At 45.3% G+C, this 14657-nt stretch carries 12 protein-coding genes; 1 reads left to right on the plus strand and 11 read right to left on the minus strand.

All coding sequences use genetic code 11. The annotated features are described in order from the left end of the window. Positions 1-139: 139 nt before the first annotated feature. The 11 genes from RS891_RS18520 to RS891_RS18570 all read right to left on the minus strand — a co-directional run bounded on the left by RS891_RS18520 (position 140) and on the right by RS891_RS18570 (position 12790). The gene (locus tag RS891_RS18520; protein ID WP_076289180.1) at positions 140-1012 is read right to left on the minus strand and encodes a YitT family protein; all 873 of its coding nucleotides are present in this window, start codon (positions 1010-1012) and stop codon (positions 140-142) included. Between the two features lie 199 nt (positions 1013-1211). Then, complete coding sequence (locus tag RS891_RS18525) at positions 1212-2126, minus strand: ROK family protein (RefSeq protein ID WP_113054440.1); 915 nt, start codon at positions 2124-2126, stop codon at positions 1212-1214. After that, positions 2126-2845 carry an N-acetylmannosamine-6-phosphate 2-epimerase gene (locus tag RS891_RS18530; protein WP_113054441.1) on the minus strand — a complete coding sequence of 240 codons (720 nt, stop codon included), beginning with the start codon at positions 2843-2845 and terminating at the stop codon, positions 2126-2128. The genes RS891_RS18525 and RS891_RS18530 overlap by 1 nt, the downstream gene beginning before the upstream one ends. A gap of 17 nt (positions 2846-2862) precedes the next feature. Further along, positions 2863-3705, minus strand: coding sequence for a carbohydrate ABC transporter permease (locus RS891_RS18535; protein WP_315792818.1), 843 nt, complete (start codon positions 3703-3705; stop codon positions 2863-2865). A gap of 10 nt (positions 3706-3715) precedes the next feature. Continuing rightward, positions 3716-4588 carry a carbohydrate ABC transporter permease gene (locus RS891_RS18540; RefSeq protein WP_315792819.1) on the minus strand — a complete coding sequence of 291 codons (873 nt, stop codon included), beginning with the start codon at positions 4586-4588 and terminating at the stop codon, positions 3716-3718. A gap of 94 nt (positions 4589-4682) precedes the next feature. Continuing rightward, on the minus strand, positions 4683-6092 hold the full coding sequence (locus RS891_RS18545) for an ABC transporter substrate-binding protein (protein ID WP_315792820.1): 1410 nt from the start codon (positions 6090-6092) through the stop codon (positions 4683-4685). Positions 6093-6104: 12 nt separating this feature from the next. Further along, complete coding sequence (locus RS891_RS18550; RefSeq protein WP_315792821.1) at positions 6105-7043, minus strand: dihydrodipicolinate synthase family protein; 939 nt, start codon at positions 7041-7043, stop codon at positions 6105-6107. A gap of 81 nt (positions 7044-7124) precedes the next feature. Continuing rightward, entirely contained in the window at positions 7125-9326 is a 2202-nt protein-coding gene (locus RS891_RS18555) for a LamG-like jellyroll fold domain-containing protein (RefSeq protein ID WP_315792822.1), read from the minus strand. 189 nt (positions 9327-9515) lie between these two features. Then, on the minus strand, positions 9516-10406 hold the full coding sequence (locus RS891_RS18560; RefSeq protein ID WP_315792823.1) for a carbohydrate ABC transporter permease: 891 nt from the start codon (positions 10404-10406) through the stop codon (positions 9516-9518). A gap of 12 nt (positions 10407-10418) precedes the next feature. After that, positions 10419-11315, minus strand: coding sequence for a carbohydrate ABC transporter permease (locus RS891_RS18565; protein ID WP_113054447.1), 897 nt, complete (start codon positions 11313-11315; stop codon positions 10419-10421). Between the two features lie 77 nt (positions 11316-11392). Beyond that, on the minus strand, positions 11393-12790 hold the full coding sequence (locus RS891_RS18570; RefSeq protein WP_315792824.1) for an ABC transporter substrate-binding protein: 1398 nt from the start codon (positions 12788-12790) through the stop codon (positions 11393-11395). 233 nt (positions 12791-13023) lie between these two features. On the opposite strand from RS891_RS18570, the gene RS891_RS18575 reads away from it, so the two are divergent. After that, positions 13024-14655: a response regulator transcription factor gene (locus tag RS891_RS18575; RefSeq protein ID WP_315792825.1), complete on the plus strand. Its 1632-nt coding sequence runs from the start codon at positions 13024-13026 to the stop codon at positions 14653-14655. Positions 14656-14657 lie beyond the last annotated feature (2 nt).

Consider the following 14657-nt stretch of genomic DNA (forward strand, 5'->3'; position numbering starts at 1 on the left):
CTCCTAAAGGTAGAAGTTATTGGATACGACTTGATACCATAACTTCTACCCTAATAACAAAAAAAGCCGCTAAATTAGCGACTTTTTTGTATGATAAATTCTTTTTCTTCGCCACAGTAACTCCAGCTCATTGCAGTGATTAGTGAATATCTTTCTTTTTGAAATTGCCACCCTTAACTTCAGCTACATCATAAACAACTATAAAAGCATTGGGATCAATTTCGTGTATGATATCCTTGATTTTGCTTTCTTCCATACGGTTGATTACACAGGTAATCTCTTTGAATTGTTCATTGGAATAACCACCGTAAGCATCGGTATAGGTTGCTCCACGACCCAATCGGTCACGAATGGTTTCGACCATGATCTCCGGTTGATTGGTAATAATTTTAAAGGTTTTGGAGCCGCTCAAACCTTCTTCAACGATATGTATCACTTTGGAAGCGATGTAATAAGCAAGTGCAGACAAGATCGCCCCTTGCAGACCAAATACAGTTGAAACGACAATAAAGACAAACATGTTCAAGAATAAGATTAGATCACTGGTTCCAAAAGGTAATTTGCGTGAAAGCAGGACAGCCAACATATCGATTCCATCCAATGCCCCACCATTACGCAGCGCCAAACCCATACCAAAACCGATGATAATCCCGCCCACAACGGTAATTAACAGTGTATCCCCTTGAATAATCGTTGGTACATGGTGCATAAGGCTTGTACCAACAGCTAGCGAGGCAATACCGATAATGGAGTAAATAGCAAAGCTCTTACCTATTTGTTTGTAACCTAACCATACAAATGGAATGTTGATGATACCAATCAGCATCCCTAACGGTAAACCAAACAGTTGTGAGCCAACGATACTAAGACCTGTCACACCACCGTCTGATACATTGTTTGGAATTAATACAGCTTCCAGACCATATGAGGTGATGAAAGCCCCGATCATAATCAATAATACTTTGGAGATGATTTTCAGTTTGTTAGACTTCTGCACGTTCCTTTGATTCATTCCTTTTCCCCCTTGGACAATTAACCGATAAAAAATAGTCTATAATAATTATCACTATTTTGGCAAATTAATATGCTCTGGGTTAAAGAACATTTATTATCAATTCAACAATGGAATCGAATTAACCTGTTAACCTTCAAAGCAAAAAAAGCCGCTTTGCAGCGACTTTTAACAGGACAATGAACTTCTTCCCAATGTATCATTTTTTTGCTACATTTTTCTTCACATGATCCTGATGAAACAAAAACAAAGAGGCAGCTCCAATTAATCCTGCTTTATTGCCGAGCCTGGCTGGAATGATCTCTGTATGCTTGAAGCTGTCCAGCAGAAGTTCCCGTGTACAATCGGAAATACGTGAGACAAGCCACTCTTGCTCCATGATTCCCCCTCCAACGATGACTGCGGGAGGATTGAAAATATGGATCAGTGTTGCAATTCCTCTTGAAACCTCACACACCCAGCTGTGCAATAATGTTTCAAGTGCTGCACCTCCCACATCAATCTTTGCGAAAAAATCTTTCCCACTTGTAATGTGAGAATCAATTTCTTGGGCCTTTTTAACGAGTGCTGTCGTGGATGCAAGGTTTTCGTACATGCTATCCCACATGGTATCGGTTGAACGTATGACTGGATGCATAAGCATATGCCCAAACTCCCCTGCAGATCCTTTGAATCCCTTATAGATCTTTCTTTCAATTACAATGGCGCCCCCGATACCCGTCCCGAACGTTAAGCAGATAAAATCATTAAAAGAATGTCCTGCACCTACCCATGCTTCTCCCAGAGCAGCCGCATTCACATCATTTTCCACCATTACGGGTTTATGAAAACGTTCTTCCAGAATACTCTTCACCTGAACGCCTGTATAATTCGGAATATTGGGATTGGCATAACGAATAGATCCATCAACAGGATGAACTTGTCCGGCGGTACTGACCGCAATAGCTTCATATTTACTGTACACCGACATCAATTCCATTACTCGTTCAATAAGTTGAACACCGCCTCGGATGGCATTTGTTGCGTACTCCTGATATTCTGTAATGTCACCCGCAGTATTGCACAGGCCGAGCTTGATTCTCGTACCGCCAATATCACATGCCAGTATGTTCATTACTCATTCCCTGCAATGGGAGCTTTGCTCTTATGAATGGCATGCACAAATCTTTTAGTGATCTCATAAGGTCTGGTTATTGCAGAACCCACTACTGCTGTATGAACACCGAGTTCGAATAAAAGGGCGAGTTCTTCAGGTGTGGAAATACCTCCTTCGGCGATCAGCGGAACCTTAAGGTTGTTGACCAGCCTTTCGGCCATCTCAAAATCGGGAAGTTGTCTTCCTTTTGTTGCATTCGTATATCCGCTGAGAGTCGTTCCGACACAATCAAAACCAAGGATTTCTGCTTGAATACCTTCATTGTAGGTTGAACAATCGGCCATAAATAACTGATCCGGGTACGTTTCCCGAAGCATCGGAAAAATTTCTGTGATCGTTGTATGATCAGGTCTTATTCGATCTGTGGCGTCAAGTGCAATGATGTCAACCCCTGCGCGCACCAATGCGTCTACTTCTCGCTGTGTTGGCGTAATGAAAACATCGGAGTCAGGATGTACTTTCTTGATGATTCCTATGATCGGCAATGAGACATGTTTTCTGATTTCTTCTATATCCTCTATGCTGTTGGCACGAATCCCTGCTGCCCCTCCCAAATAAGCTGCATATGCCATTCTTCCCATAATATAAGAACTATGCAATGGTTCCTCAGGTAGCGCCTGACAGGAAACAATGAGCTTTCCTTTTAAGTTTTGCAGTACATTACGATCTTTGGACATCTTCTCTCTCCTCCATCCTATTCTTTAACCGCTCCAGCTGTAATTCCTTGGGTAAAATATCTCTGGAACAAGATAAATATGAGTAGCATCGGCAGTGCTGCGACAAATGCGCCAGCCATTTTGTAAGCAAAATTCGGATTCATGTCCTGCATTAAGGTCGCCGTTCCCACCATGAGGGTCTTCATGTTCTTCTCTTGTCCCACAATCATTTGCCAAAGGTAATCATTCCACACCTGAACAAAGTTCAGGATGAATAAGGCACCGATCCCCGGCTTTATAATCGGCAGCATAATCTGCAAAAAGGTTCTCCACTCTCCTGCCCCGTCGATTCTCGAAGCTTCACGGAGTGCGCTTGGGGTCTGATCAAAAAATCCTTTTAACATAAACACCCCGAAGGCCGTTGCCACGTTTGGCCAAATCATGCCGCCATAGGAATTAATCAAGCCAAAATCTTGCGTAATTTGAAACAGGGGAACGATCATAATTTCTTTCGGAATCATCAGGCTTGAGATGAAAATAATAAAGATCACATTCTGACCTGGAAACGTCAATTTGGAAAAAGCGTAAGCCGCCATAGCTCCTATAATGACCACCAGAACGGTACTGACGAATGAGACATACAGACTGTTGAAGGTCCAGCGCAGCGCCGGTTGATTCTGAAAAATGTCCACATAATTGGAGAAGGTGATATCTTTCGGGAACCAGTCCGGGGGCATTTTCACAACGTCGGCACTGTTTTTCAGGGAACTGGTCCATAACCAGTACAACGGAAACAAATTGAGAATGGCAAAGAAAGTAACAATCACATTGGTAACCATGTCGTAAGGTTCTCGTCCAGGTCTAATTCTGTTACGCATCATGATCCTCTCCTCATTTCACCCTGAGCACTGTGCGTAGCTGGGGAATCGACAACAGGAGCGTAATCACAAACATGATGACACCTACCGCGGATGCTACGCCGAGCTGATTGAATTTAAAAGCATTATTGTAAAGGTAGTACATCAGCGTTACAGATGCATTGTTCGGACCTCCACCGGTCAGGAGCTGAATGACGACAAAGATCTTAAGTACGGCGATAATGTTAATAATCGTAATATATACCGTCGTTGATTGAACGGAGGGAATCAGGATATGACGAATCATTTGCACCCGACTAACTCCGTCTACTTCAGCGGCTTCCATCAGATCTTTCGGAATTCCAATCATGGCAGCAATGTATAAAATAATGGCCTGTCCGACATTGGTAGCGAAGGTTACGAAAATAATGACCGGCATCACGGTAATTTTGTTTCCCAGCAGATTGATATTGCCTATTCCCTGCTCACGGGCCAGATAGGAAATCAACCCACTGGAAGGGTTCAGCAGAAAACTCCAAATCATGCTCATGACGACCATCGAAACCATGACCGGTATATAGTAGCTCCCTCGAATAAAGGAGACATACTTTGCATTTTTGTCAAAAACGCTGGAGGCTACGAAAAGAGCAAAGCCTACCGTAAGCACGACAATACAAACAACAAATACGAGGGTGTTGAAGAATGCCTGAAGGAAAACAGGGTCGTTCAACAACGAGATATAGTTATCAAAGCCAATAAACTTTTCGCTGGAGTACTGAATTTGGTACAGACTCATTCGAAAACCTTCCATGATGGGATAGACGAGAAACAACAGGAAAACAATCATTTGCGGTGTGATGAACAGATATCCTGTCAAATGCTCCTTCAGGATGCGGGGTGATTTCATCTCAACATCGTACCTTTCTTATTGAAGCTCATAGAGATGCGAGGTTAGCAATCAAGTAACAGCTTCTAAAGTGTGGTGCGCGCTTCTTTCTTGCCTATTTATTCGAAAAAATGACGGAACTATTTCGATTCGTGTCAATGACCTGATTACCATGATCCTGGTAATCTTTCACGGCTTGTTCCGGGGTTTTGACTCCCGTATACAGGGCTTGCAACTCCGGATAAAGCTGCTCTCTCAGCTGGCTATAGCCTGGAACGTTTCCTGTGAAATTAAATACATATTTCGCATTTTCGTTATATGCTTTGAACAGTGGATACTGCTTTTCGTATTCCGAGATGACGGAGCTTCGAACCGGAATTCCGTTTTTTGAAGATTTCACAAGTTCCGCATCCGTGGAGAAAAACCGCACAAAATCCTTGGCTGCTTCCACACGCTTGGGGTCATTAGACTGAAATACACTGGCTCCTACCACATAAGTAAATGTAAGCGGGTCCCCGCTTTCGGAGGGAATATTGGCAAGCCGCATATCAAACTTGGTCTGTTTACCGCTATCCATATCCGCTCTGGCATTATTATAAAGAACCGGATTGGTGAAGCTGATGGCTAACTGCTGATTCAGGAACATGCCGTTTGCATCGTTGGAAGTCACCGATTCCGGTCCCGGATTCGTGTACCCGGCATCCACTATTTTTTTGAGCCAGGACGCTGCCTTCACACCCTTCTCATCATTTAAGATAATGTGGCCCGTTTCATCAAAAAACGGATTGCCAAACATCCGCAAATAAGCCAGGTTCCAGGTATCTCCCTGATTGTTCATGCCATACAGAGCCATGGGATAGGCATTGGCATACCCGCTGCCAGAAAGATTGTTCTTCAGCTTGCTCAGAATTTCCTCATAATCAGCAAGAGTCCATGTTTTTATTTCCTGCTCCCCGCCGATATAAGCGTCAAGCCCCGCTGCTTTGAACATATTTGCGTTATAGACGAGTGTGCCCGGATTGTTCTGAAATGGGTAGAAGTATACATCCTTATTAAAGGTGACTGCATCCCAATACCCTGAAGCGATATCACTGCGATCCTGATCGTCCACAAGGTCCGTCAGCGGCACAAGTGCTCCTCTGTGAACATAGTCACCCATGGCGAACACACTTTCAAAAAACACATCCGGCGGTGTTCCGCTGCTCAAATTGACATTCAGCATTTGATCGCGTTGATCTCCAGCAATGACCTGAGTATTAATTTTTACATTATATTTGGAATACTGGGCGGCAAATTTCTCCGCTGCTTTTAGAATGAAGCTGTCATAATCAGCACCTTCTTCCGTTGCATCCAGAACTCCTTTCCATTGCGGGGTAAGCCATACGCTCAGCTCCACTGTTTCTTTTCCATTCGCTGCTTCGTTCCCTCCGTCTGATGAGCTTGAATTACTGGAGGAACAGCCTGTGCCTATGATGGATAGCAGTAGCAGTGTGAGCAGTACGGAATAGAATGTGTTGTTTCTCATTAAGTCTCCTCCTTAGCTGGAATGCGTTGAAGTAATGTATCTGCTTTCCACTTGCTCAAGCAGGGAAATGACATTATCCATTCTTGCCGAATCCTGCTCGGTGATGGCTGCCAATGGAAGTCTGACCCCTCCAATAGATACGCCTCTTCGGCGCAACACTTCTTTGATACCCGCATACATGGAGCCATCCAGCGAACACAAGGCTACGATAATCTCGTTAATATCGCTCTGAATATGACGTGCTTCCGTAAATTTTCCTTGCTGGATATACTGGTTTGCCAACAAAAACAGTTCAGGCATGGCTCCGTACGTTCCTCCGATGCCTCCATCTGCGCCCATGATCCTGCCAGCCACAAATTGTTCATCCGGACCATTAAATACAATCGAATTTGGACCACCGGATCGCTTGAACCGTTCAATATCAAATGTAGGCATGGAGGAATTTTTGATACCGATGACCTTTTCATTTTGGAGCAGCTGTTCGTACAGAGGCGTACGCAGCGTGTAACCCGTTGTTTGGGGGATGTTATAAATGAGAAAAGGGAGCGGTGTCGCTTCCATAATATCGTTCCAGTAGCGGGATACGGCATGATCCGGCAGCGTGAAATAGATGGGCGGAATGGCAGATAGCGCATCATATCCAAGTGAGGCCGCGTGTTCGGCAAGCGCGATACTGTCTCTTGTGGAAGGTGCGCCCACATGGGCAATTAACGTCATATGCCCTTTCAGCCGGGAAGCCACATAGCTTAGAACCGCCTTGCGTTCGTCGAGGTTATGATAGATGCACTCTCCTGAACTGCCACCTACGTATACGCCATGTACTTTCTTCTGAACATAGTAATCGCAAAGAGCATAAGTGCGCTCCTCCGATATCTGTCCATCATCCTCATAGCAGGCATAGAACGCCGGAATAACTCCTTTAAATTTCGTCAAATCAAACGCTGTTGTCATATAAAAGTCCTCTCTTCACAGAAGACATGGGGGCTCAATGATTAATCCATTCAGCTCCCCCTGCCTCCTTATTTGGGTTGGTTAAGGTGCTTCAATCCACGACCTGTTCAGACGCACAAGACTGATTTTGGAAGACGCAGGTTTTTCATAAAAAACAAAGATGGATTGATCAGGGCCTACAGCAATATCCGAATAGCCATTTTCCCCCGGATAGATTTCTTTCGACTTATACCACGTTGCGGCATCATCACTGGATATGCGAATCGTCATATTGGTTCTGGCCGTCGTGCTTGCAGGATTCGTAAATAGAATATGACTGGCATCGTACCGTTCGATGCTTGCCTGTACGACAGGATCGATCAGTGTGGTATCCGAGACAGGTGTGCTCCACGCACTGGTTACTTGATCCGTTGTCGAGATGGCTCTATAGCTGCTGCCTGGGTTTCGCATGTTCGTCATCAGTTTGCCGTTTGATAATTGAACCATCATGTTCTCATGGATCTTCGAAAATCCGGATGGATTGGGTACAAGTGAACCTGCTTTCCACGATGCACCTCCATCGGTACTGTAGATCGTACCAACGGTGCTGTTCGTCCATCCGCTGGTTGTCAGGTAGATGGGAATCACCAGCGTTCCGTTCGCGAGCTGAATGCCGTGACCCGGTCCCATTCCTGCACCGGACAGATTGGCAAAATAGTACGGATGATTTGGATTCTGATAGTCGGCCAGCACGGAAGTAATTTCTCGGGTTGCCCCCCAGGTTAGTCCCTGATCGGTACTTGTGCGAATGAAATACTGACATGCCCCCCATTTCCAGCGGCTCCATAAAATGTGAACAACGTTGCTGTTCTTCTCCGCAAGCAGCATTGGATTCATCTCCGCCACTCCTTGAGACTTGCCGGGTGAAATCAAGATCTGATCCGAAAATGTATCCCCCCCGTCGGTGCTTCGTCTCAGCACAATATCGGTTGGTGTCTGGTCACCGCCAGTTCGTGCTTCCGCAGCAACAAGAACCGTGTTGTTGCTCGTGACAACAATGCTTGGAATACGGTACTGCCCGTATCCTTTGCCATCCGTGATATCAAAGAGCAGCTTTTCTTCCAGTACAGCGCTAAGCTGTTTAATTTGGGATAAAGACAGTACGCTATCGTAGACGGTGACATGATCGATGGAACCGGAAAAGTACCACTGTGATCCGCCGTTATCCACGTTTTTGCCGACCCACATCCCGTTCAGACCTGTCACATTGGAAAAAAAAGCTTGAGAAGAAGTCGAAGCCTTCTCCTCCCCGTCGACATAAATTTTGCTGCTGCCAGCTCCAATCGTAAGAATGGCGGTATGCCATTTTCCATCATTGTACTTTCCGCTGGCACTTAATTTGGTCGCGTAGGCTCCATTATTGCGATTCTCAAAATAAACCGTGCCGTTATTGATCGTAAAGGAAATATTGCTTGAGGGGTTCGTCGTATCGGATGCGCTGAGGAACGTTCCTGCTGCAGCCGAGCTTGAGGTTTTGAATTTTACGGCGACAGAGCCTTGCTTAAGATTGGCTACACGTCCGATATCCGCAGTCTGATCGCGAGCATCTGAGGTGCCATTAAACGCCTGATTAACGGGATAGGTTGCGACAGATGGTGACACAGCTCCACCGAGCTCCAGCACCTCTGATGAGGCCAACGCACGGTTATACACCTTGACGTAGTCGATCTCTCCATTGAAATACCATTGTCCCCCGCCATTATCCACGTTTCGTCCAATCCACATGCCATTTAAGCTGGTAACCTGAGTAAAAAATGCAGTACTCGTGCTGTTACCTCTCAAGCTTCCGTCAATGTAAATATTCGTTCCCTTGCCATTAACCGTGAGCATTGCGGTATGCCACACCCCGTCGTTAACCTTGCCGGATGTCGTAATCTGGGTTGCATAGACGCCGTTTTCCCGGTTTTCGTAATACACATTTCCTCCGTTTAATGTCAGTGAGAGATTACTGGATGGATCTGCGGTGTGGGATGTACTGAACAGCGTGAGTGCATTAGCCGCGCTTGTTGTTCTGAAGCGGACAGCAATGCTGCCTTGTTGAAGAGCGGCGACCGAACTTACATCTGCCGTCTTGTCGACATAGTCGCTGCTTCCGTTAAACGAACGTGCCACCGAATAATCAAGCGATACAGCATCCTGGGAAATGGCTGCCTCGGTTTGACCCGGCTGACTGGTGAGACTGGTTAACAGCATGACAGCACATAATGCAATTCTTAGCGTTTTTGGCAAGCGACGATTCATCATGCAACATTTCCTCCTTTGATAAGGTTGAAAAAAATGGTTCCCATCCTTTCATTGAACGAACAGGAAAAAGCGGATGATGCGTAATGCTTGCATTTACTATATAGCAGCCATGGATGCGCCCCAATACCCGGATATTGACATCCAGGGTGCTTTTTTTACCTCTTCCTGCTCTGCAGGTTCTCACTTCGTTCACCCTTTTACGGCTCCCATGGTAATGCCTTGGGTAAATGCTTTTTGGAACAACAGAAATATGAGAATCATCGGAAGCGAGGCCAGTGCAGCACCTGCCATTAACACGCCGTAAGGGGTCGTATATTCCCCTTGCAGCGTCGCGAGTCCCAAAGGCAGTGTCATCATCGGCGTGGAACGGGTGATAATCAACTGACTGAAATAATCGTTCCAGGCGTTAATAAAGGTGAAAATAGCCAACGCACCGAGTGCAGGTTTCAGCAGTGGCAGGATAATCGTTCCGAATAATCGAACCTCGGAGCATCCATCCATTTTGGCTGCTTCCATCAGCTCGGAAGGAATGGTCTGTGCGAATTGCTTCATCAGAAATACGCCAAACGGCCAGCCAATCGCAGGCAGAACAAGGCCTTTGTACGTGTCAATCCAATTGAGATCAGCAAGCATGGTGAAGAGTGGTACCAGTATCACCTGTTTTGGCAATGCCATCGCAGAGACAAACAGAATGAAAATGAATTTGCGTCCGGGAAAAAACTTCTTGGCAAGCACATAGCCCGCCATTGAAGCGGTTAAACATACCCCGATCATCTCGGATGCAGCTACAAAAAAGCTGTTAAACCCCCAGCGCCACACGGGATTTTTAAACAGCACCCTGAAGTTGTCCAGGGTCGGGTCCGTTGGAAACCATTGCGGAGGAATGGCAACGGCCACGTTCTGGACCTTAAATGCTCCGGTAACGATCCAGTAGAATGGAAAGAGAAACAACAGTCCAAGCAAAACGAGTAGTAAGTTCGCAATAATGGTTGAAAAACCAGGCGCTTTTTTTCTCAGGTCCGCTCTGCTGGCCAGAGGACGCGGGCGTTGATTGGTCTTGACATTCGAAGAAAACATCATGCCTTGTACCTCCTAGTACTCAACATCACTGCCGAGATATTTAAACTGAATAAAGGAAATGACGCCAATGACCAGAGCCAGAATAACACCCATGGCTGAAGCAATGCCGAAATTCCCCAGCATAAACGCCTGCTCATATACCCCGTACATGACAGTCGATGTGGAATACATTGGTCCCCCTGAAGTGAGGAGCTGGATGATGGCGAATACCTGGAAGGTATTAATCGTCGTGATGACGATAATGTACAGGTTGGTTGGCATCAGCATAGGCCACAAAATATTTTTGAAAATCTGCCAGCTGTTGGCCCGGTCCATTTGGGCGGCTTCAATATATGATTTGGGGATATTGCCAAGAGAAGCCACATATAGAATAATCGGCTGTCCCACTGACGTTGTTATAAGAACTACAATGATAGAAAGCAGCGCTGTTCGTGTATCACCGAGCCAACTGATCGGCTCCATGCCGAACAAACTGGTGATGTAGTTGAGAATTCCATAATTCGAATGGTAGATGGATGCCCAGACAACGGTAATGCTGACCACGGAAGATACGGCAGGGAGATAAAATACACCTCGAAACAAGGAGCGTAATCCTTCAGATTTTTTATAAATCATCATCGCAACGAAAAGCGAAAAGATCACCACAACGGGAACCGCGATCAGAACAATGAGCAACGTATTCCACATCGATTTACCGAAAGTCGCATCCTGGAAAAGAGTCTGGTAATTCTCCAAACCTATAAAGTCAAAGTCGCGAAGCGTGTATGAGAAAAAGCTGATATAGATGCCCTTCAGCATGGGATAGGCAACGAATACACTAAAGAAGGCCAGTGCCGGAAGCAAGAACAAGTAACTTGCAATCCAGTCACGCCAGATATGCTGCTTCTTTTGAAAGAATGTAAAATCCATTATGTCCCTTCTTTCTTCACTTCTTGACTGAGGAGAAGCGTGTATAGAATCACACGCTGTCTCCATATCTCAGTCTCCTATTTTGCTGCTGTGTTCGCTGTTTTTGCTTTGGCAATGGCATCATTGGCTTTGGTAGCAAATGCGTTCAAAGCTTCTTCTCCTGTAGCAGATCCCAATAAGGCGCGCTGCAATTCAGGGAACCAGAACGTACGAACTTCTGCATATCCATCCGCAATGGTTGGCGGATCCGTTACGAATTTGCGGGCAAGCTCGGAGTACGTGTATTCAGGGTCGTCATACAGTCCGGTCACTGAGTTGCGAACGGATAATCCGCCCGTCTGAATCAGGCTTTTTTTGCCCCACTCCGGATCATTGGCTACAAAATCAATAAATGTTTTGGAAGCTGCAATTTTGGCTTCATCGTCATTATTAAAGATCGCCATCCCGCCAAGATAGGGTTCCAGCTTCGGTTCACTTCCATCCAGTGTCGGATACGGCAGAAGAACATCTTCAAACTCCGCTTGTTTGAGAGGTGCATTTTGTGCGCGGAGTACGGCTGAGTAGTTAATGCTGAACGCCAGCTTCCCCTGAAGGAACAAATCATTGACATCTGCCGCAGCCAGAGAAGCAGAGCCGGATACAACAAGACCATCTTTTTGCGCCTGTACGAGCCAGTCCAGCGCTGCCCCCGTCTCTTTTGTATTGATCGCAACGGAGGTTCCTTCTTCATTCAGGAATCTGGATACGCCCAGATTGGCGAGGTAAGCACGCGTCCCTTGGTCCCCTGCCTGGCTTTTCGCGTAGAACCCGGAAGGAATGACGTCGGGTGCTTTTTCTTTTACCGCTTCTAACGCTTTCTTGTATTCATCAAACGTCCAGGTACGATCAGGTTTATCCAGCGGAAGAAGGTCCAGAGCTCCGATCTTTTCAAAAACGGTCTTGTTGACTGCCATCATAAAAGGAGCGGTGTTAATCGGATACATATAAATTTTTTCATTCGCCATGGATTGCTTCCAAAATGCGGGGGCAATATCATTTTTGTCCTCGTCGGTAAACATGTCATCCAACGGAGCCAGCAGGTCTTTTTTGGCCCAATCAATAATCCGCCCTGGAGCATCATAGATTACATCCGGAGCAGAGTTCGTCGCAATGGCTACGTTCAGTTTTTGAGGTCCCCCGTCAAATGTAATCATCTCAAGGTTTACCTTGATGTCCGGATGCTTCTGATTGAACGCTTCGATTAACTGTTTCTCGTACTTGCCCACCTCTCCATCCAAGGCTTGATATGTAGGAAAGTTCCACCACGTGATTTCAACCGGCTTGCTCGTATCCTCCTGTTTTGAAGAAGTATCCTCTTTTCCCCCGCTGTTTTCGTTTGCCCCTCCGCTCTCCTGATTGGAACTGCACGCTGCGATCATTGAAACCATCAGAAGCAGGGAAACAAAACCGGTTATCCGTTTCTTCACAGCTATCATAGGAATTCCTCCTCGTTTGTAAATACACGAAAAACGTTCTTTTCGTTATCTATCCTCAGAATAATTTAAAATTATGGCATCGCAAATCCCTGGATTTTGATATCAGGGGTTCATTTCTTACTTCTTGACTAAAAATTCGTTTTACATTTCTGTTCTTTTTGTATAATGAATGTAAACGGACTGCTTGTTTCTCTCTTTTGTTTACAAAATCCTTCAGATGCGAGGTGGTACTCATGTGCAAGCTGCTGATCGTAGAAGATGAACTACTCATTCGCACGGGATTAAAGCACTATTTCCCCTGGCATGAACTGAACGTACACGAAATTTATGAAGCAGAGAACGGTGCAGATGGGCTCAAGCTTGCCATTGAAGTCGAACCCGATTTCATTATCAGTGACATCCGTATGCCGGAAATGAACGGACTGGAGATGATCGAACGTCTAAGGCCGCTACTTCCTGACACGGTTTATCTGATCCTGACCGGTTACAACGATTTCGAGTATGCGAGACAAGCGATTCAACTTGGAAATGTTCATGATTATTTGAACAAACCACTTGTATATGAGGAAAGCATCCAATCCGTTCAATCGGTACTGGAGCTAGTTCAACTGAAGAAAAAGGAGCGAGAAAGACGTACATTTCTGGAGAAGGAACATCGAAAATGGAAGGAAAGCCTGTTTATGAAGCAATTATTCGATTCGATGGACGATAACGAATTTCCTGCCGAGATTACGGTTCTTTCCGACCAGAATCACCAAGACGTTATGTATCTCCCCATGGTAATGACGAATATTGCTGTCTATGGCAAGTCTCCTCTGCCTGTTCAGGAATGGACAAACGAGGTACTTGGCCTCATTGAAAAACATATCGAGACAATACCCATAACAATGGAAGGGGTTTCCACACCAATCCTTTCCTATCTGAATGAAAATAAAATGTATGTTATTGTGGCATGTGAATTGGAAAACTTAAATGTAAAACCGATCCGTGAGCATTTGCAATACATGAATCTTAATCAGACACACAAAACCTATTTTGCCATCGGTTTCCCCTCTCCTTCATTTCAAAAGATGGGGCAGCAACTCAAGCAGACTGAAGAATTACTGTTATCCCGATTTTGCCTACCCGAATGCTACTACTTCTCACCTGAACCCGATCGAGTACCCCTTTCTGTCACGACGACGGGTAGCAAACTTGATGGAATGGAAAAAGCAAACCTCTTGACCGCCTTTGAGAATAAAGACATCCAGAGCATCCGTCAGCTCATTACCGGTTTCTCAAATCATGCTAAAAATCTTCAAGTCATAGTTGACAGTCCGCACCAATGGCTCGCCTTTCTTCAGGAACTTGTCAGTGTTATTCTTCGTTATGCTAGTCGGCATCACATCCCTGCCGCTCAAATCTACAGTGAAGATATTGTAAAACTAAGCTTCATCAACAAATTCCAAAACGCCGAACAGCTGTTCACCTGGCTTGCGGATTGGTCAGTGCAGTTGATTTCCTATACCAATGAAGACGTGAATCTTATGGAAAACGCCAAAGACTCGTACGTTTTTTCGGAAATCGAGAACTTCATGAAGCAGCATCTGGATCATGATTTATCTTTACAGATGGTAGCCGAACGTTTTTTCTATAACCCCTCTTACCTGAGCCGTTTGTTTAAAACAAAATTAAATAAAAATTACATGACCTACGTTACAGAACTGCGAATTCGTCATGCACAGGAATGTCTCAAGGATCCTGGCTTGTTAGTCAGTGACGTGAGTCATATGTGCGGGTACAAAAGCTACAAACATTTTGTAAAAACATTCCGCAGTGTTACCCATATGACGCCCACACATTATCGCAAACGAATAGGGATGTGAAT

Origin of the sequence: Paenibacillus sp. BIC5C1, from assembly GCF_032399705.1 — a bacterium.
Classification (GTDB): Bacteria; Bacillota; Bacilli; order Paenibacillales; family Paenibacillaceae; genus Paenibacillus; species Paenibacillus taichungensis_A.

Excerpts from the sequence above, each read along its gene's own strand:
- RS891_RS18520 (WP_076289180.1), bottom strand. The coding sequence starts at position 1,012 with ATGAATCAAAGGAACGTGCAGAAGTCTAACAAACTGAAAATCATCTCC.
- RS891_RS18525 (WP_113054440.1), bottom strand. The coding sequence starts at position 2,126 with ATGAACATACTGGCATGTGATATTGGCGGTACGAGAATCAAGCTCGGC.
- RS891_RS18530 (WP_113054441.1), bottom strand. The coding sequence starts at position 2,845 with ATGTCCAAAGATCGTAATGTACTGCAAAACTTAAAAGGAAAGCTCATT.
- RS891_RS18535 (WP_315792818.1), bottom strand. The coding sequence starts at position 3,705 with ATGATGCGTAACAGAATTAGACCTGGACGAGAACCTTACGACATGGTT.
- RS891_RS18540 (WP_315792819.1), bottom strand. The coding sequence starts at position 4,588 with ATGAAATCACCCCGCATCCTGAAGGAGCATTTGACAGGATATCTGTTC.
- RS891_RS18545 (WP_315792820.1), bottom strand. The coding sequence starts at position 6,092 with ATGAGAAACAACACATTCTATTCCGTACTGCTCACACTGCTACTGCTA.
- RS891_RS18550 (WP_315792821.1), bottom strand. The coding sequence starts at position 7,043 with ATGACAACAGCGTTTGATTTGACGAAATTTAAAGGAGTTATTCCGGCG.
- RS891_RS18555 (WP_315792822.1), bottom strand. The coding sequence starts at position 9,326 with ATGATGAATCGTCGCTTGCCAAAAACGCTAAGAATTGCATTATGTGCT.
- RS891_RS18560 (WP_315792823.1), bottom strand. The coding sequence starts at position 10,406 with ATGATGTTTTCTTCGAATGTCAAGACCAATCAACGCCCGCGTCCTCTG.
- RS891_RS18565 (WP_113054447.1), bottom strand. The coding sequence starts at position 11,315 with ATGGATTTTACATTCTTTCAAAAGAAGCAGCATATCTGGCGTGACTGG.
- RS891_RS18570 (WP_315792824.1), bottom strand. The coding sequence starts at position 12,790 with ATGATAGCTGTGAAGAAACGGATAACCGGTTTTGTTTCCCTGCTTCTG.
- RS891_RS18575 (WP_315792825.1), top strand. The coding sequence starts at position 13,024 with ATGTGCAAGCTGCTGATCGTAGAAGATGAACTACTCATTCGCACGGGA.